The 21,574-nt window shown below is 70.0% G+C and carries 19 protein-coding genes; 9 read left to right on the forward strand and 10 right to left on the reverse strand.

The genetic code is table 11. From position 1 onward, the window contains the following. Nucleotides 1-5: 5 nt before the first annotated feature. The 3 genes from ASF53_RS23660 to chpT form a co-directional block, all read right to left on the reverse strand. On the reverse strand, nt 6-485 hold the full coding sequence (locus ASF53_RS23660; RefSeq protein ID WP_056204746.1) for a chemotaxis protein CheW: 480 nt from the start codon (nt 483-485) through the stop codon (nt 6-8). Nucleotides 486-517: 32 nt separating this feature from the next. Then, on the reverse strand, nt 518-3,238 hold the full coding sequence (locus ASF53_RS23665) for a hybrid sensor histidine kinase/response regulator (protein WP_056204749.1): 2,721 nt from the start codon (nt 3,236-3,238) through the stop codon (nt 518-520). A 193-nt stretch (nt 3,239-3,431) separates the two neighbouring features. Beyond that, a complete protein-coding gene (chpT, locus tag ASF53_RS23670) occupies nt 3,432-4,172 on the reverse strand; it encodes a histidine phosphotransferase ChpT (RefSeq protein ID WP_056204752.1) in 741 nt (246 codons plus the stop codon). A 362-nt stretch (nt 4,173-4,534) separates the two neighbouring features. Between chpT and ASF53_RS23675 the strand changes: the two genes are divergently transcribed. From ASF53_RS23675 to ASF53_RS23710, 8 genes are all read left to right on the forward strand, one after another. Beyond that, the gene (locus ASF53_RS23675) at nt 4,535-5,455 is read left to right on the forward strand and encodes a 3'(2'),5'-bisphosphate nucleotidase CysQ family protein (protein ID WP_056204756.1); all 921 of its coding nucleotides are present in this window, start codon (nt 4,535-4,537) and stop codon (nt 5,453-5,455) included. Between the two features lie 201 nt (nt 5,456-5,656). Further along, the gene (locus ASF53_RS23680) at nt 5,657-6,274 is read left to right on the forward strand and encodes a DUF1134 domain-containing protein (protein WP_056204758.1); all 618 of its coding nucleotides are present in this window, start codon (nt 5,657-5,659) and stop codon (nt 6,272-6,274) included. Between the two features lie 229 nt (nt 6,275-6,503). Next, nucleotides 6,504-7,196, forward strand: coding sequence for a hypothetical protein (locus ASF53_RS23685; RefSeq protein ID WP_056204895.1), 693 nt, complete (start codon nt 6,504-6,506; stop codon nt 7,194-7,196). A gap of 202 nt (nt 7,197-7,398) precedes the next feature. Next, complete coding sequence (locus tag ASF53_RS23690) at nt 7,399-7,677, forward strand: hypothetical protein (protein WP_003597646.1); 279 nt, start codon at nt 7,399-7,401, stop codon at nt 7,675-7,677. A 152-nt stretch (nt 7,678-7,829) separates the two neighbouring features. After that, entirely contained in the window at nt 7,830-8,180 is a 351-nt protein-coding gene (locus ASF53_RS23695; protein WP_056204761.1) for a hypothetical protein, read from the forward strand. A 183-nt stretch (nt 8,181-8,363) separates the two neighbouring features. After that, a complete protein-coding gene (gene lysA, locus ASF53_RS23700; protein WP_056204764.1) occupies nt 8,364-9,632 on the forward strand; it encodes a diaminopimelate decarboxylase in 1,269 nt (422 codons plus the stop codon). A gap of 70 nt (nt 9,633-9,702) precedes the next feature. Continuing rightward, nucleotides 9,703-10,254 carry an RBBP9/YdeN family alpha/beta hydrolase gene (locus tag ASF53_RS23705; RefSeq protein ID WP_056204767.1) on the forward strand — a complete coding sequence of 184 codons (552 nt, stop codon included), beginning with the start codon at nt 9,703-9,705 and terminating at the stop codon, nt 10,252-10,254. A 208-nt stretch (nt 10,255-10,462) separates the two neighbouring features. Beyond that, nucleotides 10,463-10,849 (forward strand): hypothetical protein, encoded by a 387-nt coding sequence (locus ASF53_RS23710; protein WP_056204770.1) that lies wholly within the window; start codon nt 10,463-10,465, stop codon nt 10,847-10,849. Nucleotides 10,850-10,982: 133 nt separating this feature from the next. On the opposite strand, the gene ASF53_RS23715 is transcribed toward ASF53_RS23710, so the two are convergent. From ASF53_RS23715 to ASF53_RS23740, 6 genes are all read right to left on the reverse strand, one after another. Beyond that, complete coding sequence (locus ASF53_RS23715) at nt 10,983-12,005, reverse strand: YcjF family protein (protein WP_056204773.1); 1,023 nt, start codon at nt 12,003-12,005, stop codon at nt 10,983-10,985. Continuing rightward, complete coding sequence (locus ASF53_RS23720) at nt 12,002-13,450, reverse strand: YcjX family GTP-binding protein (protein WP_056204776.1); 1,449 nt, start codon at nt 13,448-13,450, stop codon at nt 12,002-12,004. The genes ASF53_RS23715 and ASF53_RS23720 overlap by 4 nt, the downstream gene beginning before the upstream one ends. A 103-nt stretch (nt 13,451-13,553) precedes the next feature. Beyond that, nucleotides 13,554-14,051, reverse strand: coding sequence for a type II toxin-antitoxin system Prs ADP-ribosylating toxin ParT (parT, locus tag ASF53_RS23725; protein WP_056204779.1), 498 nt, complete (start codon nt 14,049-14,051; stop codon nt 13,554-13,556). After that, the gene (gene parS, locus ASF53_RS23730; RefSeq protein WP_056204781.1) at nt 14,048-14,539 is read right to left on the reverse strand and encodes a type II toxin-antitoxin system Prs ADP-ribosylating antitoxin ParS; all 492 of its coding nucleotides are present in this window, start codon (nt 14,537-14,539) and stop codon (nt 14,048-14,050) included. The genes parT and parS overlap by 4 nt, the downstream gene beginning before the upstream one ends. A gap of 63 nt (nt 14,540-14,602) precedes the next feature. Next, nucleotides 14,603-17,971 carry a PAS domain-containing protein gene (locus tag ASF53_RS23735; RefSeq protein ID WP_056204783.1) on the reverse strand — a complete coding sequence of 1,123 codons (3,369 nt, stop codon included), beginning with the start codon at nt 17,969-17,971 and terminating at the stop codon, nt 14,603-14,605. Beyond that, nucleotides 17,968-19,383: an O-antigen ligase family protein gene (locus ASF53_RS23740; protein WP_056204787.1), complete on the reverse strand. Its 1,416-nt coding sequence runs from the start codon at nt 19,381-19,383 to the stop codon at nt 17,968-17,970. The genes ASF53_RS23735 and ASF53_RS23740 overlap by 4 nt, the downstream gene beginning before the upstream one ends. Nucleotides 19,384-19,939: 556 nt before the next feature. On the opposite strand from ASF53_RS23740, the gene ASF53_RS23745 reads away from it, so the two are divergent. Next, nucleotides 19,940-20,191 (forward strand): hypothetical protein, encoded by a 252-nt coding sequence (locus ASF53_RS23745; RefSeq protein WP_056204797.1) that lies wholly within the window; start codon nt 19,940-19,942, stop codon nt 20,189-20,191. A 345-nt stretch (nt 20,192-20,536) separates the two neighbouring features. On the opposite strand, the gene ASF53_RS23750 is transcribed toward ASF53_RS23745, so the two are convergent. Beyond that, entirely contained in the window at nt 20,537-21,523 is a 987-nt protein-coding gene (locus ASF53_RS23750) for a CobW family GTP-binding protein (RefSeq protein WP_056204800.1), read from the reverse strand. Nucleotides 21,524-21,574: the final 51 nt, after the last annotated feature.

Below are 21,574 nucleotides of genomic sequence, written 5' to 3' on the forward strand. Positions count from 1 at the left end.
TGGCTTCAGGCGACCTTCGCTTCGCGGGCATCGCCGAAGGCGAGCAGCGCATCGACGTCGAGGATGACCAGGAGGCGCCCGTCGAGGCGGTGGACGCCGAGCGAGAGGTCGCGCCAGCGCGGATCGAGGTTGATCGGCACCGGCTCCTGCGTGTCGGCGCCGAGCTTCAGCACCTCGCCGACACCGTCGACGATGAGAGCGAAGGTCTCGCCCGCCTGTTCCAGGCCGATGGCCATCTCGGCGGCACCGGCCTCACGGCCGGGGATGCCGAGGCGGCGGCGCAGGCACAGGGCCGTGACGACCCGTCCGCGCAGGTTCAGGAGGCCGACGATTTCCCGGGGCGAGAGCGGCACCGGGGTGATGCCGGCGGGCACGAACACGTCGTGCACCCGGTCGATGGTGAGCCCGAACATCGTCTCGCCGACGAAGACGGTGACGTAGTCGGTGGTGTCGGTGGGAACGGTGTTTCCGTTGGCGGCCTGCATGGCGGCGTATCCTCTTCCGGTCCGTTCGTGATTCAGGCGGCGGCGCGGGCGTCGGCCGCTTGGGCGGCTTCACCGATCTCGGCGAGTGCCGCGAGCAGTCCGCTGCGGTCGAACTTGGCGACGAGATCGCTGATCGCGAGGCGCCGCGCCTGTTCGATGGCATCGGGGGCGACCGTGCCGGTGAGCGCGATCACCGGCATCTCGGCCAGCCGCCCGCCACTCTTGCGCATGGCGGCGACGAGCTCGAAGCCGCTGCGGCCGGGCATGTCGAGGTCGCTGACCACGAGATCGACGGCGGCATTGTTCACGAGCAGGGTGAGCGCCTCCTCGGCCGAGGACGCGGTCGTCACGTTGTAGCCCGCCGCCTTGAGCACGGGGGTGAGCATGTCGCGGAAGAAGGCCGAGTCGTCCACGAGCAGGAGCGAGGGCGCCTTGACCACCGTCTTGCGCGGGCCCCGCGCCCAGTCGTCGTAGGCCAGCGGCAGGAAGTGGGCGATGTTGATGATGTCGGTCGCCCGGCCCCGCAGCACCGCCGAGCCGATGAGATCGGAGCGGTCGGCCGAGATCTCGATGTCGAGGCGCTCCTCGACGATGTCGACGATCTCGTCCACGACGAGGCCCATCGCCCGGTCGCCGTCGGAGAACACGACCAGCGCCTGGTTGCCCTCGGAGCGGATCGCGATCGTGGGATCGGCCGGCACCAGCGGCATCAGACGGCCGCGGTACTGGATCAGCGGACGCCCGCCGAGATGCTCGATCTTCGAGGCGTCGATCTCCTCGAGGCGGGTGACGAGGGAGAGCGGCACCGCCTTGAAGCCACCGGCCCCGCCCTTGAACACGAGGAGCGTCGCCTTGGCATCGCCGGCCTCGACCTCCTCGGATTCCGTGTCCGTCGCAGCGCCCGACTGTGCGCTCTGGCCCACCAGCTTGGCGACGCCGTTGGGATCGACGATCAGCACCACGGCGCCGTCGCCGAGGATCGTGTTGCCGGCAAAGAGCGGGATGTGCCGCAGCTTCGACGACATCGGCTTCACGACGATCTCTTCCGTGTGGAAGACCTCATCGACGAGCACGCCGAAGCGCTGCCGGCCGACCTGGGCCACCACCACGAAGCCGGATTCGACGATCTCGCCCTCTTCGACGGTCGCCTGCCCACGCATCAGCCCGTCGAGGGTGACGATCGGCAGGAGCCGTTCGCGCAAGCGCAGCACCGGGGCGCCGTAGATCCGCTCGATCGAGTTCGCGCTGGTGTTGTCACCCTTGGGATCGACCCGCACCAGCTCCAGCACCGCGATCTGCGGCACGGCGTAGCGCTGCGCGCCGGCCTTGACGATCAGCGCCGAGACGATGGCGAGCGTCAGCGGGATCTTGATGGTGAAGGTGGTGCCCTTGCCGAGTTCGGTGGCGATGTCGACCACGCCGCCGATGGTCTCGATGTTGGTCTTGACCACGTCCATGCCGACGCCGCGGCCGGAGACCGAGGTCACCGCCTTGGCGGTGGAGAAGCCGGCGTGGAAGATGAACTTCGCGACCTGCGCGTCGGTCATCCGCTCGATGTCGGCGGCGGGCGCGAAGTTGCGCTCGACCGCCTTCTTGCGGATCGCGGCGAGGTCGAGGCCCTTGCCGTCGTCGGCGATCTCGATCGTGATCGTGCCGCCCTCGTGATAGGCGGAGAGGCGGATCGAGCCGCGGGCCGGCTTGCCGGCCTTGAGACGCTCCTTGGTGGCCTCGATGCCGTGGTCGGCCGAGTTGCGCACCATGTGGGTGAGCGGGTCCTTGATGACGTCGAGCACCTGGCGGTCGAGCTCGGTCTCGGCGCCCGACATCACGAGGTCGATGCCCTTGCCGAGTTCGGCCGAGAGGTCGCGCACGACGCGGGGCAGCTTCTGCCACGCATTGCCGATCGGCTGCATGCGCGTCTTCATCACGCCTTCCTGCAGCTCGGCCGTGACGTGGCTGAGGCGCTGGAGCGGGACCTTGTAGCCGGAATCCTCGTGGCGGCGGGCGATCTCGAGGAGCTGGTTGCGGGTCAGCACCAGTTCCGAGACCATCGTCATCAGATGTTCGATGGTGTCGACGTTCACGCGGATCGTCTGCACCTTGGCAGCCACCGCGCTCTCACCGCCCTCGGCGGAGGGAGCGGCCGCCGGACGCTCCGGAGCCTGGACGGGAGCCGCGGGCTCGGGCGCGCTGTCGAATGCGGGCTCGCCGGCATCGAAGGCGGGTGCCGGGGCGTCCATGGCGGCGAAGTCGTCGGGGCCGGGGGCTTCCATGAAGGCCCGCTCGAGATCGTCCAGCGTGACTTCGCCGGGCTTGAGCTCGCGCTCGACGATCGGCGGCAGCTCCGGCAGGGGCGGCGGCGCGGCGGCAGCGGGCACTTCCTCGGAGGCCATCTTCTCCAGGGCCCCGATCAGGTCGTCGTCGGCGCCGGCCGGCTCGGAGCCGGTGGCCTCCAAGTCGCCCAGGATCGCCTTGAGGCGGTCGAGGGTGGCCAGGATCAGCGTGACCGAGGCGCCGCTGACGGGATAGCCGTCGCGGAAGCGCCCCATCAGGGTCTCGGCGGCGTGCGCCAGCGCTTCGAGGCGCGGCAGGCCGAGAAACCCGCACGTCCCCTTGATGGTGTGGACGAGCCGGAAGATGTTGCGCAAGATCTGCTGGTTATTTGGGTCCTGTTCGAAACGGACCAGCTCCGCGTCGACGGTGTCCAGATGCTCGGCGCTCTCGACCAGAAACTCGCGAAGCAGATCGTCCATGGGGGGTACTCGTCTACGCGCACTAAGGGACGTGCGACGAGCACTCTCGCCTCGGAAAGTTATTGAAGCGTTGAGGACGGGGCCGACTTCACAATTGTTTTGAGAAGAGGCCCGCAAGAATCTGCGCGGACCCGCCTCCTGTTGCTTTCCCGCGCGCTGATTGGGGCGTCAGCCGCCCCAAGCGCGTGATGTGTCAGGCGAGCTGGGTGTCCGGCGGGGCGCTGTCGGAGGGGCGCTCGTCCTCGATGCTGGGGGCAGGGGCACCGGGCAGCCCGACCGCGGCCTCGGTCGGCGTGGCGGTGACCGTCACTTCGTCGCCGTCGATGGTGAAGCGCACGTCCATCGCCGCCGCGCGGGCGACGAGGCCGGCATAGAACGGCAGGATGCCGTGGGCGTCGACGGTGCCGCCCTCGGGCGTGCCGGCGATCAGCCCCTCGACATGGGGCGGGATGCGCGCATGGCTGCCCTTGGCGCGCAGGACGAAGCGCGGGGCGTCGCCGCCGCCGGTCACCGCCACGTCGATCAGGCCGCCGCGCGGGATCGCGCTCGACGCGATCACCACGAGGTTGAGCAGCAGCTTGACCTTGTTCTTGGGAAACAGCGCCTGAGGTGCGCTCCAGGCGATCTGGGTCTTCTCGTCGGCGAACATAGCCTTCGAGACCTTCTCGGCATCGGCCAGATCGATCGAGGCGCCGGCCGAGCCCGCCGCGCCGAAGGCGATCCGGGCGAACTGGATCCGGGCCGAGGCGGTGCGCGCGCTCTTGCGGATCAGTTCGAGGGCGAATTCGCGCATCGAGGGGTCGTCGTCGTCCTCTAGCACTTCGAGCCCGTTCACGATCGCGCCGATCGGGCTGATCACGTCGTGGCACACCCGCGAGCACAGCAAAGCCGAGAGATCGAGGGCGTCGAGGGTGAGGCTGCTGGTACCGCTCATGGCGCGCTCCGTTCCCGGTTGTCGAAACCGGCTGTCGAAAGTGGTGTCGCGAGGTGTCGTCGATCGCGGCGGTGGCCTGCCCCCTTGGATGCGGCGGGCACCGGATAGGGCCAAGCGAATAGTCACCGGCGGCCGCTTTGGAAAGCCGCGACATCAATCCGTCCGGTTCGCCGGTCGTGCGCCACGGCGGATCGCCGATCCCCATTGCGGCGCTCATTTCGCGGTGAGGGCCGCCGCGAGCGCGCCGATGTCCCCAATTCGCCGCAACCGGCGCTCATGGGGAGCGGATCACGCAGGCTTGCGCACCGGATTTGCTCAAGACTCGGATCGACAAGCCTCGTTCGTTCATTGAAGACATTGCGATGACTGCCCCCGTTTCCATTCCGGCCGCCCCGTCGGCGTCCCTGACGGCTCCCGTTCCGGCCGCGATGCGGGACGCCATCGCGGAGCAGCTTGCCGGAATCGCTTGCGAGGCCGGGCGTATTCTGAAGGGCTATCACGGCAGCGACTGCCCGCATGTCATCAAGCCCGACGGCTCACCGGCGAGCCTCGCCGACACCCGCTCCGAAGAGCTGATCGTCACGGCCCTGAGACACGCTTTCCCCGGCATCCCGGTGATCGCCGAGGAGACCTCCGGCACCGCGCAGCCCGCCGCGCTGTTCTTCCTCGTCGATCCCCTCGACGGCACCCGCGACTTCCTGGCCGGCAACGAGCAATACTGCGTCAATATCGGACTCATCCAGGGCGATCGCCCGATCGCCGCCGCTCTGGCGGCGCCGGGGCTCGGCCGGGCCTGGGCGGCGGGCACCACCGCCCGCGAGGCGCCGATCTTTGAGGGGCGGCCGGGCGCGTTCCGGCCGGTGCGCGTGCGTGCGGCCCCCGCCGACGGGCTCGTCGCCCTCGTCAGTCGCCTGCACGGCGACAGCGACACCGATGCCTGCCTGGAACGGCTGCCGGTCGGCGAGCGGCGGGTCGCCTCCTCGGCGCTCAAGTTCTGCCTGATCGCAGCGGGCGAGGCCGATATCTACGTGCGCTGCGTCCCCACCATGGAGTGGGATACTGCGGCCGGCGACCACGTGCTGACCATGGCCGGCGGGCGCGTCGTCGGGCCCGACGGCGACACGATCACCTACGGCCACCATGCCCGCTTCTACCGCAACGGCCCCTTCGCGGCCCTCGCTTCGGCCGCCTACTGCGACGCGCTCGTCCTGCCGCAGCAGAGCGCCGTGTCGTATTTCGACCGGCGCCGCGCCGGAGGGGCGGATGCGCCGAAGGGCGCCTGAGGGCGCGGGCTAGGCACAAGTCGGCCGCTTAACCGCCCGTTAACCCAAACTTGACTTGATCGGCCCCGAGACTGCGCGCTCCCTGCGTGCCTCGATCCGATGCCGCTTCCGCTGAGGGAAGCGCCGGGCCAGCCTCGGCAAGCGAGGCGGGCAAGCGAGGCAGGCATGAGGGCGGGCACGGGAGCCGGTAGGGAGACCGACATGCCGCACGATCCCATCCGAACGGGGGGCACGACCCGCCGCGCCGCCCTGCTCGGCCTCTCGGCCGGGCTGTCCGGCGGCCTCCTGACCGGGGCCGTCCCGGCTCTGGCCTATCAGGACGACGGCGTGCGTCCGGACTCGTTCCGCGCCTCCGAGGTGGTCGAGAACGGGCACCGCTTCTTCGGCAGCGTGTCCCGCGGCCTCGCGCTCACCGTCGAGGAGGCGACCCGGCGCTGGGGCGAGCCGAACGGCTACATCCTCGGCCAGGAGGCGTCCGGCGCCATCGTCGGCGGCCTGCGCTTCGGCGAGGGCACGCTCTATACCCGCAATGCCGGGCAGCGCCGGATCTACTGGCAGGGGCCGACGCTCGGCTTCGATGTCGGCGGCGACGGCGCGCGCACGATGATGCTCGTCTACAACCTGCCCGCCGTGCGCGACCTCTATCGCCGCTTCGGCGGGGTCGACGGCTCGGCCTACTTCATCGGCGGCTTCGGCATGACGGCGGTGACCGATGGCGGCATCATCGTGGTGCCGATCCGCTCCGGCGTCGGCGCCCGGCTCGGCATCAATATCGGCTACCTGAAATTCACCGGCCGCCCGACCTGGAACCCGTTCTGATCTTTTCCCAAGCGACCCCGGCCGCGGCCTGAAGCGATACGGCGCAATCCCTCGGAGAATGGGGGCCGGGCGCCGATGCGAAGCGTGCCTGCGACAAGCGCCCGCCGACGGTTGAGGCCAGAGAGAAGACACGGCGCTTGCCTCCGCGCGGGCAAGACGGGCAAAAGACGCAGCGGCCGGACCTGCCCGGCCGAGGCGGCGTGAGGGCCCCTTCGTGATCGAGACCGTGATGATCTTCGGGCTCGGCTTCCTCCTGGCGAGCCTGTGCGCCCTGACGATCCTGCCGACCGTGAGCGCCCGCGCCAGCCGTCTTGCCCGGCGGCGGATCGAGGCGACCTTGCCGGTGAGCGTGTCCGAGGTCGTGGCCGAGCGCGACCATTTGCGCGCGGAGTTCGCCGTCGTGCAGCGCCGGCTGGAGCGGAAGGCCGAGGCGATCGCCGCCCGGCACCACGCCGACATGGCCGCCATCGGCACCCGCACCATGGAGGCCGAGGCTGCAATCGCCGCGCGCATCCTCAGCGAGGCCGAGGTGGCCCGCGCCCTCGAACGCATCGCCGGGCTCGACCGGGACCTCGCCGCGGCGCGGGCCGAGGGCGAGACCGGGCTCGCCACCCTGCACGCCCTGGAGGAGGCTCACCGCACGATCCTCGACGATCTCAAAGCGACGCGCCGGATGCAGGCCGCGACCGCGCCGTCGGGCGCCGAGGGTGAGACCGTCGGGCCTGCCTCCACGGCGGCCGAGATCGAGGCGCTGCGCGCGGAGTTGACGGGGGCCCAGGCTGCGCTGGCCGCCCGCGGCAGCGACGACACCGCCGAGCTACGCCGCCGTATCAGCGAGGTCGCCGACGCCTTGGCGCGCCGCGACCGCCTGCCCCAGGCCGGGGGCTTTCCGGCCGCGTCGCCCGCGCTCGCCGAGAGCTGAAACGCACCGAGCGGAGCCGGCCGGGGGCCTACTGTGCCCCCGTCCCCTTGAGCGTCCCTTGCAGCGCCCCGCACGAGCCCGTAAGCACCGAACCATCTTGCGGTTGCCCCGGACCCGCCTTGTTTCGAACAAGCGAGGGCATCATCGCGCCCGGACCTCCTCTCACGAATCTCTTTCCACGAACCGCGATCGAGCGAACATCATGGCTTTGAAGCTGACGCCCTTGGTTCTCGCCCTCACGGGTGCGGTCGCCGTGTTGGCTGCTCCGGCACAGGCGCAGCAGTCGAAGCGCGGCAACGAGACGCTCAAGAAGTACTGCACCGGCGATTACCTCAGCTATTGCGGCAATCTCGACCCGGATGATCCGGCCACCGATCAGTGCTTCAAGACCAACTGGGCCAAGCTCTCCGAAAACTGCCGCCGGGCGATCGACGCCTATGCGCCTCCGAAGGATTCGCAGCGCGGCAACAAGAAGAGCTGACCACCGCGCGGGCCCCCGACGCAAGCGGGCGCGCCGGGCATTCCCATGTCACGCGCCTCGTCCCGCTCGAGACGCCGCAGCCCATCTTTCGGGGCGAGGCCCCAACGGCTAAGCTCGTACCGCCCAGCCGGGAAAGACCGCCGGAAACCTCGATGCCCGCCCCTTCCGTCAGCCTCTCGATCCTGATCGCGCTCGGCCTCACCCTGGCCTGCACGGCCTGTGGCCGGCGCGGCAGCCTGGAGCCGCCGAATGCGGCCCTGTCCGAGACCGCGCCGGGGACGCGGCCCGGCACTCCCGCCTCGGCGCGGAGCCTGCCGGGCAGCACGGTGTCGGTGGGTGATCGCGGCGCGGCTCCCGATCCGGAGGCCGTCCAGGCCGGCGACGAGCTGAGCGCCGCGGCGATCCCGGCAGGCGGCGACGGCGTTCCGGTCACGACCTCCCGCGGATCGAAACGCGGCTACCGGATCCCGAAAGAGCCCTTCATCCTCGATCCGCTTCTGTAGCGGACCGCCGGACTCGCCCCTATCGAGGCGGGCTCACGGAACTTCCGATCGTCGATCCTCTCCCCTCCGGCCCTACCGGTGCAGCGGGAGTTTTGTGAGAGACACGTAGACAGCGCACCGCGCGTGGGGGCATTCGGATGCGCCGATCCCCATCCGGCGGGCGCGGCGGCGGATTCTCCTGACATGCACCACTTCCATTACCGGGACGGGCGCCTCCATGCCGAGGACGTCGATCTGACGGCACTGGCCGAGGAGGTCGGCACGCCGTTCTATTGCTACAGCACCGCCACCCTGGAACGTCACTACCGCGTCTTCGCGGAGGCCTTCGCGGGCGATGATGCGCTGGTGTGCTTTGCCATGAAGGCGAACTCGAACCAGGCGGTGCTCGCCACCCTCGCGCGCCAGGGCGCGGGCATGGACATCGTCTCCGAGGGCGAATTGCGCCGGGCGCTGGCCGCGGGCGTGCCGGGCGAGCGCATCGTCTTCTCCGGCGTCGGCAAGACCCGCGAGGAGATGGCCGCCGCGCTCGACGCGAACATCCTCTGCTTCAACGTCGAGAGCGAGCCGGAACTCGCCGCCCTGTCCGAGGTCGCCGTCGCGCGCGGGCGGACGGCGCCGGTCTCGATCCGGGTGAACCCGGATGTCGATGCGCTGACCCATGCCAAGATCTCGACCGGCAAGTCCGACAACAAGTTCGGCATCCCGATCTCTCGCGCCCGCGCGGTCTATGCCGGCGCCGCCCGGCTGCCCGGCCTCGAGATCGTCGGCGTCGATGCGCATATCGGCAGCCAGATCACCGACCTGACCCCGTTCGACAACGCCGCGCGCCTGCTCTGCGAACTGGCCCGCGACCTGCTCGCCGACGGGCACCGGCTGCACCATGTCGATTTCGGCGGCGGCCTCGGCATTCCCTATCGCGACGACAACGCCCCCCCGCCCGATCCGGCGGCCTTGGCCGAGATCCTGCGCCCGCATTTCCGGCCGCTCGGCCTGCGTCCCGTCTTCGAGATCGGGCGGATGATCGCCGGCAATGCCGGCATCCTCGTCACCCGCGTGATCTACGTGAAGCCGACGGACGAGAAGACCTTCGTCATCGTCGATGGGGCGATGAACGACCTGATCCGCCCGACGCTCTACGAGGCCTTCCACGCCCTGCGCCCGGTGCGCGAGCCCGCTCCCGACACGCCCCGGCTGACGGCCGACGTGGTCGGCCCGGTCTGCGAGAGCGGCGACTATCTCGCCCTCGGGCGCGAGATGCCGATGGTGGCGCCGGGCGACCTCATCGCGGTGATGAGCGCGGGCGCCTATGGTGCGGTCCAGGCCGGCACCTACAACAGCCGCCGCCTTGTGCCGGAAGTATTGGTGGCCGGAGACCGCTCGGCCATCGTGCGACCGCGCCCGAGCTACGACGACCTGATCCGCCTCGACCGCCTGCCCGACTGGCTCGCGTGACGCCCTCGGCGGAGCCCGTGCGGCCCGCCGCCCGTTGCGTGAGGACGTTGCCCGTCCGAGAAGACTGCCGATGAAGACTGCCGATTGCGACATCCTGATCCTGCCGGGCTATGCCGGCTCCGCGGAGGAGCATTGGCAGGCGCGCTGGGCGGCCCGGCTCAAGACCGCGCGGATCGTCGCGCAGGACGACTGGCACCAGCCCGACCCCGAGGCGTGGCGTGCCCGCGTCGCGGAGGCGGTGGCGGCGGCGACCCGGCCGGTGATCCTCATCGCCCATAGCCTTGGCGTCGTCGCGGCGGTGGAGGCGGCGCCGCGCTTCCCCGAAGGCGTCGTGCGCGGGGCCCTGCTGGTGGCCTTCCCCGATATCGAGGCGGGCGCCGACCTGCCCGAGAGCGTGCGCGCCTTCGCACCGGTGCCGCGCGATCCGCTGCCCTTCCCGTCGCTGCTGGTGGCGAGCCGCACCGACCCCTACTGCACCTACGAGCGGGCGGAGGACTACGCCTATGCCTGGGGCTCGGCGCTGGTGGATGCCGGCGAGGCCGGCCACATCAACGTCGAGAGCGGGCACGGGCCCTGGCCGGAGGGCTTGATGCGGCTGGCCGGCTTTCTCGCCCCCCTTTAGTCGGGCCGATCCGCCGGGGAGCCGAATAGGGTATTGCCGATCAGGGAGTTGCCAGATTTTCCGTCAAATGCAGGGGCCTAGGGATGGGAATGCAGTTCTAAAAAGTTTCTTCGATCCGGGGCGAATCGGGAACTTAAATTTCCTCAATTGCTTTCTCCGGGCAGACCGGCCGGCAGTGTCGGTCGGATAATTTGGGAGGGACGCCATCGTGACGCTCACGAAGACCATCGCTACCGCCACCGCTTTTGCCTTCATCGCCGGCTCTGCGCTCGCTGCTCCGTGCAACACCGGCAGCACCAACGCCAAGGCGCCCGGCGATTCCGCTTCTGCCAACAGCAGCACCGGCAGCGGCGCCGATGCCGGCTCGAAGAACCTCGCGGGTGGCCAGCAGCCCGCTTCGCCCGGCACCGTCGGCGCGATGAACAATGTCGGCGCCGGTCAGGGTGTCGGCAACAAGCCGGGCTCGGACCAGACCAGCTCCGCCAAGAACACCGCCGGTGGCGACCAGCCGGCCGCACCGGGCACGGTTGGCGCGATGAACGCCGCCGGCCATGACCAGAAGCTCGGCGAGAAGAAGGGCGGCGACGACTGCTGATCGCCGCGCTCACTCAGCCGTAACGAAAAGAAGCTCCCGAGCCGGACGGCTCGGGAGCTTCTTGTTTTCGGGGCTCCGCCCCGGTCCCCGCCCAAGGGATGATCCCTTTGGGGATGATCCCTTTGGAATCTCGTTATTCCTTGGGCTCGCTGTTGCGGAAGAGCTGGCCGGCCACGTCGTTGACGGTGGGTGGGCTGACGCGCACGAAGGGTAGAGGCCGGCAGACGGCCAGGGCCGCGAGGCCGAAGCGTGCGGTCATCAGGCCGTTGAGCACGCCCTCACCGAGCTTGGCCGAGACGCGGGCGGCGAGCCCGAGACCGAGCACCTGATGCAGCATGCCCTCGCCGACCGCCATGCCGCCGGTGACGGTGAGATGGGCGAAGGCCGCACGGGCGAGCCGCAGGAAGCCGAGCAGGCCGGGCCGGCCGCCATAGATCGCCGCGATGCGGCGCAGCAGCCGGGCGGCGGAGAACACCACGAAGGCGACATCGACGATGGCCCGCGGGCTGAGCGCCGTCACCGCCGAGACTTGGCTCGCGGCCTGGGCGATGGCCGCCTTGGCCTGCCGGTCGAGGGGGGTGAGCAACTCGCCCTCGGCCAGGGCCAGGCGGTCGTCCACGTCGAGGATCGCGTCGCCCACCGCGTCGAGCCGGCGGATGGCGCCGGCCAGCGCCGGCCGGTCGGCGTAGAAGCCGCGTAATTCCTGCACCACGCCTTGTGCCGCGGTGTGGTCGCGGGTCGTGAGGGCAGCCAATGCGCGCTCGCGCAACGCCTCGATCTTGCGCTCACGCCAGACGCCCAGCGCCTCGCGGGCAACGATCGCCGTGAGCGCGATCACGGCGACGGCGAGGAGGGCGAGCGCGACCCAGCCGAGCCAGGGCGCGGTGGCGAACAGGTCGGCGATCAGCCGTTCCAGCGAAAGGCCGACGGCGATGGTGACGAGGCCGCCGAGCGCGCTGAACAGGATCGACAGCCAGGGCGCACGCCGCTTGGGCGCCATCGGCACGGCAACGCCGTCGGCGGCGTCCACGATCTCGTAGGGCTCGTCGACGAGGCGCACCTCCGGCCGCGGCGAAGCGTCGGCGGTCGCGGCCTCCGGCGGAGGCTGGTCGGTGGGGGGAATGCGGAAGGCGCGCGGGCGCTGCGGGTTGGTCACGTCAGCTTGTCCCCGATCAGGAACTGCATGGCCCGGTCGAGCCGGATTTGCGGCAGATGCCCGGCTCGGCCGAGCGCGTCGGGCTTCACCGGCGGCGGGCGGAAGCGGGGGAAGCGGAACGAGCCCGCCGGAACCGCGCCGTCGAGCACCGCCTGCGGGTCGGCGGGCAACTCACCAGGGAACACCGCGGCCTCCGAGAACCCGTCGAAGATCTCGTCGCCGACATGCTCGCCCGCCTCGGGCGTGCCGGAGACCGCGCGCAAGACCTCGCCGCCGTCATGGACCGTGGTTTCGCGGGTGGCGCGGACGGAGGCGAGCGCCACGGTGCCGACCCGCGCGCCCGCAGCCTCGGTGCGGCGCATCGCCCGCGAGACGAGGAGGCGCAGCAGCGCGTCGAGCCGGTCGTGGCTCGACTGGTGGAGATGGTCGGCCTTGGTCGCGGCGAACATGATCCGCTCGGCCCGCGGCGCGAAGAAGCGCGAGAGCAGGCTGTTGCGCCCGATCCGGAAGGCGAGCAGCACCGCGTCCAGCGCCTCCTCCAGTTCGGCCAGCGCCGCCGGGCCGGAATCGACCGCCGAGAGCACATCGACCAGCACGATCTGGCGATCGACGCGCTGGAAATGCTCGCGGAAGAACGGCTCCACCACCTTGCTCTTGTAGGCTTCGAAGCGCCGCTCCATCAGGGCGCCGAGGCTGCCGGGCACCTGGGTTTCCTCCAGGCGGTCGAGGGGCGCGAAGGTCAGCATCGGCGAGCCGGCCAGATCGCCGGGCATCAGGAAGCGCCCCGGCGGCGTGGTGGCGACCGATTCCGCGCCCGCGCGGAGGGCGCCGAGATAGGCCTTGAAGGCGTTGGCGGCGCGCTCGGCCAGCACTTCGTCGAGGGGGGCTGCGGGGTTGAGTTCCTGCATCAGCGCGAGCCAGGGCGTGGCGATCTCGGCCCGCCCCGCCCGGCGGGTGCCGGCGATGGTGGCGCGCGACCACGCCACGTAGCTCTGATCGACCAGGGCGAGGTCGAGCAGCCATTCGCCGGGATAGTCCACCACGTCGAGCATCAGCGTGCCGGGGCCCGAGCGCCAGCCGCCCGAGCGCTCGTACTCGATCTCCAGGCGGAGCTGGCTGATCCGGTCGGTCGAGCCCGGCCAGCGCCGGGCCTCGGTGAGCGCGGAAAAGTTCTCCTCGAAGGGGAAGCGCGGCACGTCGTCGTCGGGCTGCGGCACCAGACGCGCCCGGCGCAGACGGCCCGCCTGCGCCGGCTCGAAGGCGGGCAGCGCGTGGCCCTCCACGAGATGGTGGATCAGTGCGGTGGTGAACACCGTCTTGCCGGAGCGGGCGAGACCGGTGACGCCGAGCCGTAGCGTCGGCTGGATCAGAAGATCGCTGGAGGCTTCCGCGAAGGCCTTGATCGCGGAACCCGCTTGCGCGGCGTAGTCGAAGAGGGGCGGCAAGGCGGGCTCTGGCGGCAGGCTTCGGCGGGAAGCGGGACGGGCTGTCAGGTGGCGCGGGGAGGCTGCGATCTCAAGACGCGCCGCGCGCGCCGGAGGCATCGTCTCACGCGAACGGACCTCGGTCGCGGTCGAGGCGCGGGTCGTAGAGCCATTTGCGGACCTTACGGGCCTTAATCTTTGCCGTGTCGGGATGGGCGGGATTGATGAGGGCGTTCTGCTCCTCCGGCACGATGACGGAGGGGACGAGCAGAAGCGCCGACCGATTGGCGTTCGCCCAATCCGTGCCGAAGGCGAGGCTGACGAAACCCGCCGGCTCGGCGTCCCAGCCGACGGGCAGCGTGTCCGGCGTCGCGGTTTCTGCCGACACCCAGACCTCCTCCGGCACGTCGATTTCGACGAGGTATCGGTTCAACGGCAGGCCGCCGGCATTGAGGTGGACGAAGGTTTCGAGGCAGGCGAGGGCACGACTGCCCGCCGCGTAGACCAGGGCGACGCCGACGGCGTTCCATCGGCCGCCGGAGAGCTTGGCCCCGGTACCCGACAGGTCGTCGGCGGTGTAGGTCCGAGCATCGGTCCCGATCCGCCAGAGCGACCGGCTCACGCATAGGCTCCACTCTGGATCTGCGCCAGCGCGCGCGACACCAGAGCTTGGCCCTCCATCGTGTCGAGAAGGTCGAGCGGCTTTCCGCCGCCCAAAGCCGGCAAGGGCTCGCGCAGCCAGCGCGAGAGCCATCCCGGCGCATCGAAATCCTTCGCCGCGCCGGATTCCTCGATCATTGCTTCGAGCTGACCGACGAGCTTGGCGAGGCCGACGACCCGTTCGCTGTCCTCCGACGAGAGGGCTTCGTCCCGGGCCGCCTTCTTGTTCACCGTGGCCGTCTTCAGGTTGAGGGCGTCGAACATGACCTGCTGGTCGAGGCACAGCGCCGTGATCAAGCCCTTGACCGCCCTGGCCGGCACACCGGCCTTGATGACCTCGATGCGGTCGAAGGGGGAGGCGCGGTAGAGATCGAGATAGGCGAAGGGCCGTGCCCCTGGCTCGTGCGGCTTTCTCCGCTTGGCCGGGGCCTTGATCATCGTGTCCGGCATCGCGATTGCTCCTTCGAGCAATAAGATAGCTCGTTTGAGCAGCACCGCAAGCGTCGCGCCGTCTTATGCGGCCCGGAGGGCCCGGATCGTTCCGAGCGTATCCGTCCGCAGCGTCGCGAGGCGGTGGATCAGGGTGGGAAGCGCGCCGCCGTTCCGGCAGGCATCCTCGATCTCCCGGCACAGCTCGGACAGGGCGACGAAGCCGAGGGCGCCCGCCGCGGCGACCATGGCGTGGGCGTCGTAGGCGAGCTGCTCGCGGTCGAAATCGGTCCGGCCCGGTTCGGCCCCCTCCGGCAGAAAGCGCAGCTCGAGGTCGAGTTCGAGCAGGGACAGGAGCGACAGCACGCGCTCGCGGCCCATCGTGGCCTGTACGGCGGCAAAGGCGGCGCGATCGAGTAACGGCTCGCCGTCGCCGTGTCGCCGATCCGGCGGCGCGCTTTCGGGGCGATGCCCGAGGCTGTCGTCCGGCGGACGGGCCGGGGACGTCCCCTCCCGTGCCCGTTCGGCGCCGATGGCCCGCCAGCGCTCGATCACCGCGCAGAGCTGGGCGCGCTTGAACGGCTTGCCGACATGGTCGTCCATGCCCGCCGCGATGAACTCCTGCACCTGCCCATCGAGGACGTTGGCGGTCATCGCCACGATCGGCAGGCGGGCAGCGGGGCCCGCCATGGCACGGATGCGGCGGGTCGCGGTGAGGCCGTCCATGCCCGGCATCTGCACGTCCATCAGCACGACCGCGTAAGGGTCGGCGCTGGCCTCCTCCGGCCCATAGGTGGCCGCGATGGCCGCGATCGCCGCGTGCCCGTCACCCGCCACATCGACGCGGTAGCCCTGCACTTCCAGCACGGCGCGGGCCAGCGTCTGGTTGATCGGCACGTCCTCGACGACCAGGAGCCGGGCCGGTCGCGCCGCCTCCGGGCGATGCGGGCCGGTCGCCGGCTTGGCGGCGGGCGGCGCGGTGGCGCGCGGCAGGGCGAGGGTGAACCAGAAGGTCGAGCCGGCGCCCTCCCGGCTCTCGACGCCGATCTCGCCCCCCATCATGGTGACGAGGCGATGGCAGATCGCGAGCCCCAGGCCCGATCCGCCGAAGCGCCGGCTGATCGAGCCGTCGACCTGGCTGAAGGGCTTGAACAGCCGGTGCCGCTGCGAGGGCGCGATGCCGATGCCGGTATCGCTGATTTCGAAGCGCAGGGCGTCCGCGGTGCCGCCGTCGGCGCCGGGGACGGAGCCCTCATAGCGGGCCGTGAGGATGACGGAGCCGGCCGGCGTGAACTTGACCGCGTTGTTGAGCAGGTTGAACAGCACCTGCCGCAGGCGGTTCGCGTCACCGACCACGCTCGCGGGCAGATCCGGATCGATCCGCGCCTCGACGGTCAGCGCGCTCTTGAGGGCGGTGCCGCGCATGATCGCCACCGTGTCCTCGATCAGCTTGCCCAGGGCGAAGGGAAGCGGGTCGAGTTCGAGTTGGCCGGCCTCGATCTTGGAGACGTCGAGAACGTCGTTGACGACGGTGAGCAGGGATTCGCCCGAGACGCGGATCAGCTCCAGGCGGCGCTGGTCCTCCGGATCGTGGTCCGGCCGGTCGAGGAGCAGGTCGGCATAGCCGAGGATCCCGTTCAGCGGCGTGCGGATCTCGTGGCTCATGGCCGCGAGGAACTCGCTCTTGGCCGCACTCGCCCGCTCGGCCTCCACCGTGGCGGCGCGGGCCTCGGCGGTGGCCGCGCGCAGGGCCGCCTCGGCCGCCTTGCGCTCGGTGATGTCGAGATGGAGCCCGAGCATCCGGTAGGGGCGGCCGTCGCCCTCGTAGAGGGTGCGGCCGGAGGTGTAGAGCCAGCGCTGGCCCACCCGGTATTCCGCGGTGAAGCGGGACCGGGAATCGACGGCGTGGTGAATCCGGTTCCACGCCTCGACGACGTCGTCGGGGTGGATGGTCGCGGTCCATTCCGTCGGCGACAGGGCGCGCGGTTCGCCGGTCTCGGGCAGGCCGTAGAGGCGCACGCTCTCGGGCGACAGCACCGTGATGCCGGTGCGCAGGTCCCAGTCGAAGGTGCCGGCCTCCGCGCCCTCCAGGGCGATGCCGAGCAGGCGGCTCGTATGCTCCACGGACAGCCGCGCGGAGACGATCTCGTCGATGTCGAGCGCGGTGCCGATCCACTCGATCACCCCGGCCGGGTCGCCCGCGTTGCGGATCGGGGTGATCGACACCTTGTGCCAGCGGTAGGAGCCGTCTCGCGCCCTCAGGCGCCACTGGCCGTCATAGCCCCGGCCGCTGGCCTGGGCCGCCTGCCACGCCGCCTCCATGGCGGGCGCGTCGTCGGGATGGTTGCGGGCGAGCCGCTGCACCCGCGAGGCGCCGATCGGGCCGTAGTAATCCTCGAAGCGCGTGTTGACGTAGGTCGCCTCGCCGCTGTCCGGATCGACGGTCCAGACGAGCAGCGGCAGGGCGTCGGCGAGGCTGCGGTAGCGCATCTCGCTGCGGCGCATCTCCGCCTGGATCTGTACGCGGTCGGTCACATCCATGAGGATGCCGAACAACCCGATCGTTCGGCCCGCCTCGTCGGTCTTGCAGGTGCCGCGCACCATCACGTCGCGGATCGTGTCGTCGGGTCGCGCGAACCGCGTCTCGAACTCGAAATCATGCCCGCCCGCGATCGCCGCGGCGATGATGGCCTCGACGCGCCCGCGATCCGCGGGATGGCACAGCTGGGCGAGGCCGGGATGCCGGGCCGCCGGCGCCGCGGCGTCGAGGCCGGCGATGCGCAGGAGGCTCTCGGAGTAGATCGGCTGGCCGCTGGCGAAGTTGAGGCGCCAATGCCCGACCTGGGCGATCTGCTCGGCCATGGTGAGGAGGGAGTTGGCGCTCGCCCGCCGCTCGATCTCCACGCCTTGTGCGCGGATGGTGCTCTCGTGGATCTGCCGCAGGGCCCGCTCGCTGGCGAAGGCGAGGTTGTCGCGCCGCAGCCGCATCTGCGCCGTCACGATCTCGGCGAGGTCGCGCAGGGCCGCCGCGTCCTCCGGGGTGAAGTCCCGCGGCTGCGGATCGACGAGGCAGAGGGAACCGAGCCGCACGCCCGGCCGCAGGATCAGCGGCGCGCCGGCATAGAATACGATGTGGGGCGGGCCGGTGACGATCGCGAGGCTGGAAAAGCGCGGGTCGTGGCGGGCATCGGGCACGACGAGCATCGCATCCTGCGCGATCGTGCGATCGCAGAAGGAGCCCTTGCGCGCGGTCTGCGTCGGCATGGTGCCCGCACAGGCCTTCAGCCATTGCCGCTCGGCATCGACCAGGGAAATGTAGGCCGTCGCGACGCCGAACAGGCGCTGCGCCGTCCGGCACACGGCGTCGAACTGCGCCTCGGGATCGCTATCCAGAATGCGCAGCGCGTGCAGGGCCGCGAGGCGCTCGGCCTCGCTCGCCGCTCCCTTGGTCACGGCCTCACCTTCGTTCTGGACACCTCGCCCCTGCCTCCGATCTTACGCGCGCGCGCTCCGCCTGTCCCGCTCGGCACTGCAACGCTTGGATGTCCTCCGATGCGCCGCGGGAGGAAGAGGGTCAAGGGCGCACCGGCGGCGCGCAGGCGAGCCGCCTCCAGCGCCCAGACCATCCCCAGCATCATGTAGACGTGGCGCCACTTCTCCACGTCGATCTGCATCCCCTGGAGGAAGAACATCAGCAGCGCCGGGAACACGATCTGTGCGTAGGCCCGGTAGGGCGAGGGGCGCACCATCAGCCGGAAGCCGACGAAGGAGGTCGCCGCGACAAGGGCGATGAAGGCGGCGCCCGCGACCCAGCCGCCGTTGGCGAAGCTGCCGATATAGGAATTATGCGGCTCCAGGTTGAAGATCTGGCGCCAGCGCAGGGGGCCGAGGCCGAGCGGCTCCTCCAGCAGCATCCCCATGCCGCGGATCTGGTTGCCGAAGCGGCCGGTCTCGCCCTCGTCGTAATCCTGCGTGACCGCGGCGCGGGTCTGGAAGGTCTGGGCGACGCTGTCGATCGAGAGCAGCCCCGCCAGCGCGACCGCGCCGAGGCCGATGGTGACGAGACCGAGCGTCACGATCCGCCGCCGCAGGGCCCGCGAGCGGCTCGTCGTGTAGAGCGCCACGACCATGACGGCGACCGCCACCACCGTCCCGCCCCAGGAGCCGCGGGAGAAGGACAGGAAGATGCCCGCCATCACGACGACGAGGCTGACCAGCGACAGGATCGGCCACCGGGTCGCGCCGGAGAGGAGGCGGTGGATCAAGTAGAGGGCGCCGAGCGTCAGGAACGAGCCGAACACGTTCGGGTCCTGGAAGGTGCCCGAGGCGCGGCCGTACTTGTAGAACAGATCCTCGATGCCGAGGAGTTGCAGGTAGCCGATGATGCCGAGCCCCGCCGAGAGCACGCAACTCGCGGTATAGGCCTTGAGCGCGACCTCGATGCGCGCCTGCGTGTCGTCAGCGTAGAGCATCGCGAAGAAGATGCAGGTGGCCGCGAGGTAGAAGAGCTGCACGGTCCACGTCACCGACAGCGGCTCGTTGAGATAGGGCAGCAGCGCGATCCCCATCGCCGTGAGGTAGGCCAGAAGCAGGAGCACGAGGGGCAGCGCGCCCCGGTGCAGGCGGATGCCGAGCGCGAGCCACAGCACGATCGTCGGAATCGCCACGAGGTCGTAGGGCGAGGCGTCCGAGAAGGCGAAGCAGGCAAAGAAGATGAACGCCGCGTGGAGGCCGCTCGCCAGCCCCTGGACCGCGCGCAGGGCGGGGACGCGGCCCCAAGCGCCCGCGGCCCATCGTGACGAGCCCGCAGCCCATGGCGATGCGGCGGCCGTCGCGCCGGTCGGCGCGGCTGTCATGGAGGACATCGGCGAACTCGAACTCTCGCGGGGCACCGCGCACGCCACCCGCCAGAGCCCCGCGACGCGGCACCTGGCGGGATTGCGGACCCCTCAACCGGGCTGATCGAACCACCGAAAGGTTGCGTTTTAACCAACAGCCCCGGATGCGCCGCACGTTCCGCTCCTTTCAAGGTGCGGGAAGTGCCTGCCGGCAAACCTGAGATCGTCGTCCCATGCGGGCGCGGGTTCAGCCGGCGATGCACGGGACGGGGGGCTGGAACAATAAGTCTAATACGGCGCGCGCAAGGATCGCGGAACCACCGCGACTGCCGCTGTGCCCCTGTCATCCTTCTGAACAATATTTCCAACTGAATAGGATTGGTCCAACGGTGAGTGTTCAGCCAGATCGGATCGATCACGACTTCGACAGGACGGCGCCGAAAAATCGGCCACGCATTTGTTCCGGCTCACCGCGTGCGCCACGGCACGTCACTGCGGCCAAGCACTCCCCATATTGAGTGTACCGAAGAGCAAGGAAGTCCGGACCGCCCGACTATCCTGAGACAGATCGTTGGAGAGATTGATGAAGACTCGTATTGCCGCTGCCGTTGCTGCTGTCGTCCTGGGTGTCGCTCCGGTCACGTCCGCCCTGGCCTTCAGCGAAAGCCACGCCCGTTCGGCTCCGATGGCGTCCGGCTGGACCGGCTCCCTCGGTGTCCATGACGGCCCGAACTACACGGCTTGCCCGATGAACTCGGCCTCGGAAGGCAACGCCAACCAGCAGAACTTCCCGGTCAAGCAGTATGGCCAGACCACGGGCGGCAACCGCTGCTGAGTCGGTGCTCGATCCAACCGGATCGGGCCAGATCTCTCAAACCGAGCTTGGACGCGCTCCGTCTCGCCGAACCGGCACTGGGATCGGCGAGGGGCGTTTCGATGGGATGCGAATGGAGGATTTCGACAGATGCGGATGATGCAGGCGTTTTCTTACGGGATGATCGGTGCCCTCGCGATCGGCCTCGCGACCACCGCGATCGGTTCCGCGAACGTGTTGCTCAACCTCTGACGCCGAACGCCGCCCCCTGATCGAAAGGTCCGGCCGGCAGGCCGGATCAGAGATCGGAAAGAAGAAAGGGCTACCCTCGCGGGTGGCCCTTTCTTTTGCGCGGGCCCCGTCGCCTCAAACCTTGCAGGCGAAAAAGCCTTCGCGGATCGCCTCCGGATCGAGGTTGCGGCCGATGAAGACGACGCGGGAGACGCGTGGCTCGTCGGCGCCCCAATCCCCCTGGACGTCGCCGTCGAGAATCATGTGCACGCCCTGGAAGACGAAGCGCTTCGGCTCGTCGGGGAAGGCGACGATGCCCTTGCAGCGCAGGATGTCCGGCCCCTGAACCTGGGTCAGGTTCGAGATCCAGGGCATGAACTTCTCCGGATCGACCGGGCCGTCGATCTTGGCCGAGACCGACTGCATCTGCTCGTCGTGGTGATGGTGGTGGCCCTCCTCCAGAAAGTCGGGCTCCACGTCGAGGATGCGCGCGAGGTCGAAGGCGTTGCGGTCGAGCACCTGATCGAGCGGGATCGCGCAGCGCTCGGTGCGGTGGATCTTGGCCCAGGGGTTGATCGCGCGGATCTGGCCCTCGACCCGGTCGAGGTCTGCCCCTGAGACGAGATCGGCCTTGTTGAGCAGGATCACGTCGGCGAAGGCGATCTGGTTCTTGGCCTCGGGCGCGTCGGCGAGCCGGTCGGTGAGCCACTTGGCGTCGGCCACCGTCACCACCGCATCGAGCCGGGCGGCCTCGCCGACATCCTGATCGACGAAGAAGGTCTGGGCCACAGGGGCCGGGTCGGCGAGCCCGGTGGTCTCGACGATGATCGCGTCGAACTTGCCGCGGCGCTTCACCAGCCCGTCCATGATGCGGATCAGGTCGCCGCGCACGGTGCAGCAGACGCAGCCGTTGTTCATCTCGAACACTTCCTCGTCGGCGCCGACCACGAGGTCGTTGTCGATGCCGATCTCGCCGAACTCGTTGACGATCACGGCGTAGCGCTTGCCGTGCTGTTCGGTGAGGATGCGGTTGAGCAGCGTCGTCTTGCCGGCGCCGAGATAGCCGGTGAGCACCGTCACCGGGATCTTTTGCGAGGCGGCGAGGGGGGAAGCGTCGGACATGAAGGGCCTGGGCAGATTGCGCGGTGACGGAACGTCAGGCTGTCATATTGT

It is taken from the genome of Methylobacterium sp. Leaf123 (genome assembly GCF_001423405.1).
In the GTDB taxonomy this organism is placed as follows: Bacteria; Pseudomonadota; Alphaproteobacteria; order Rhizobiales; family Beijerinckiaceae; genus Methylobacterium.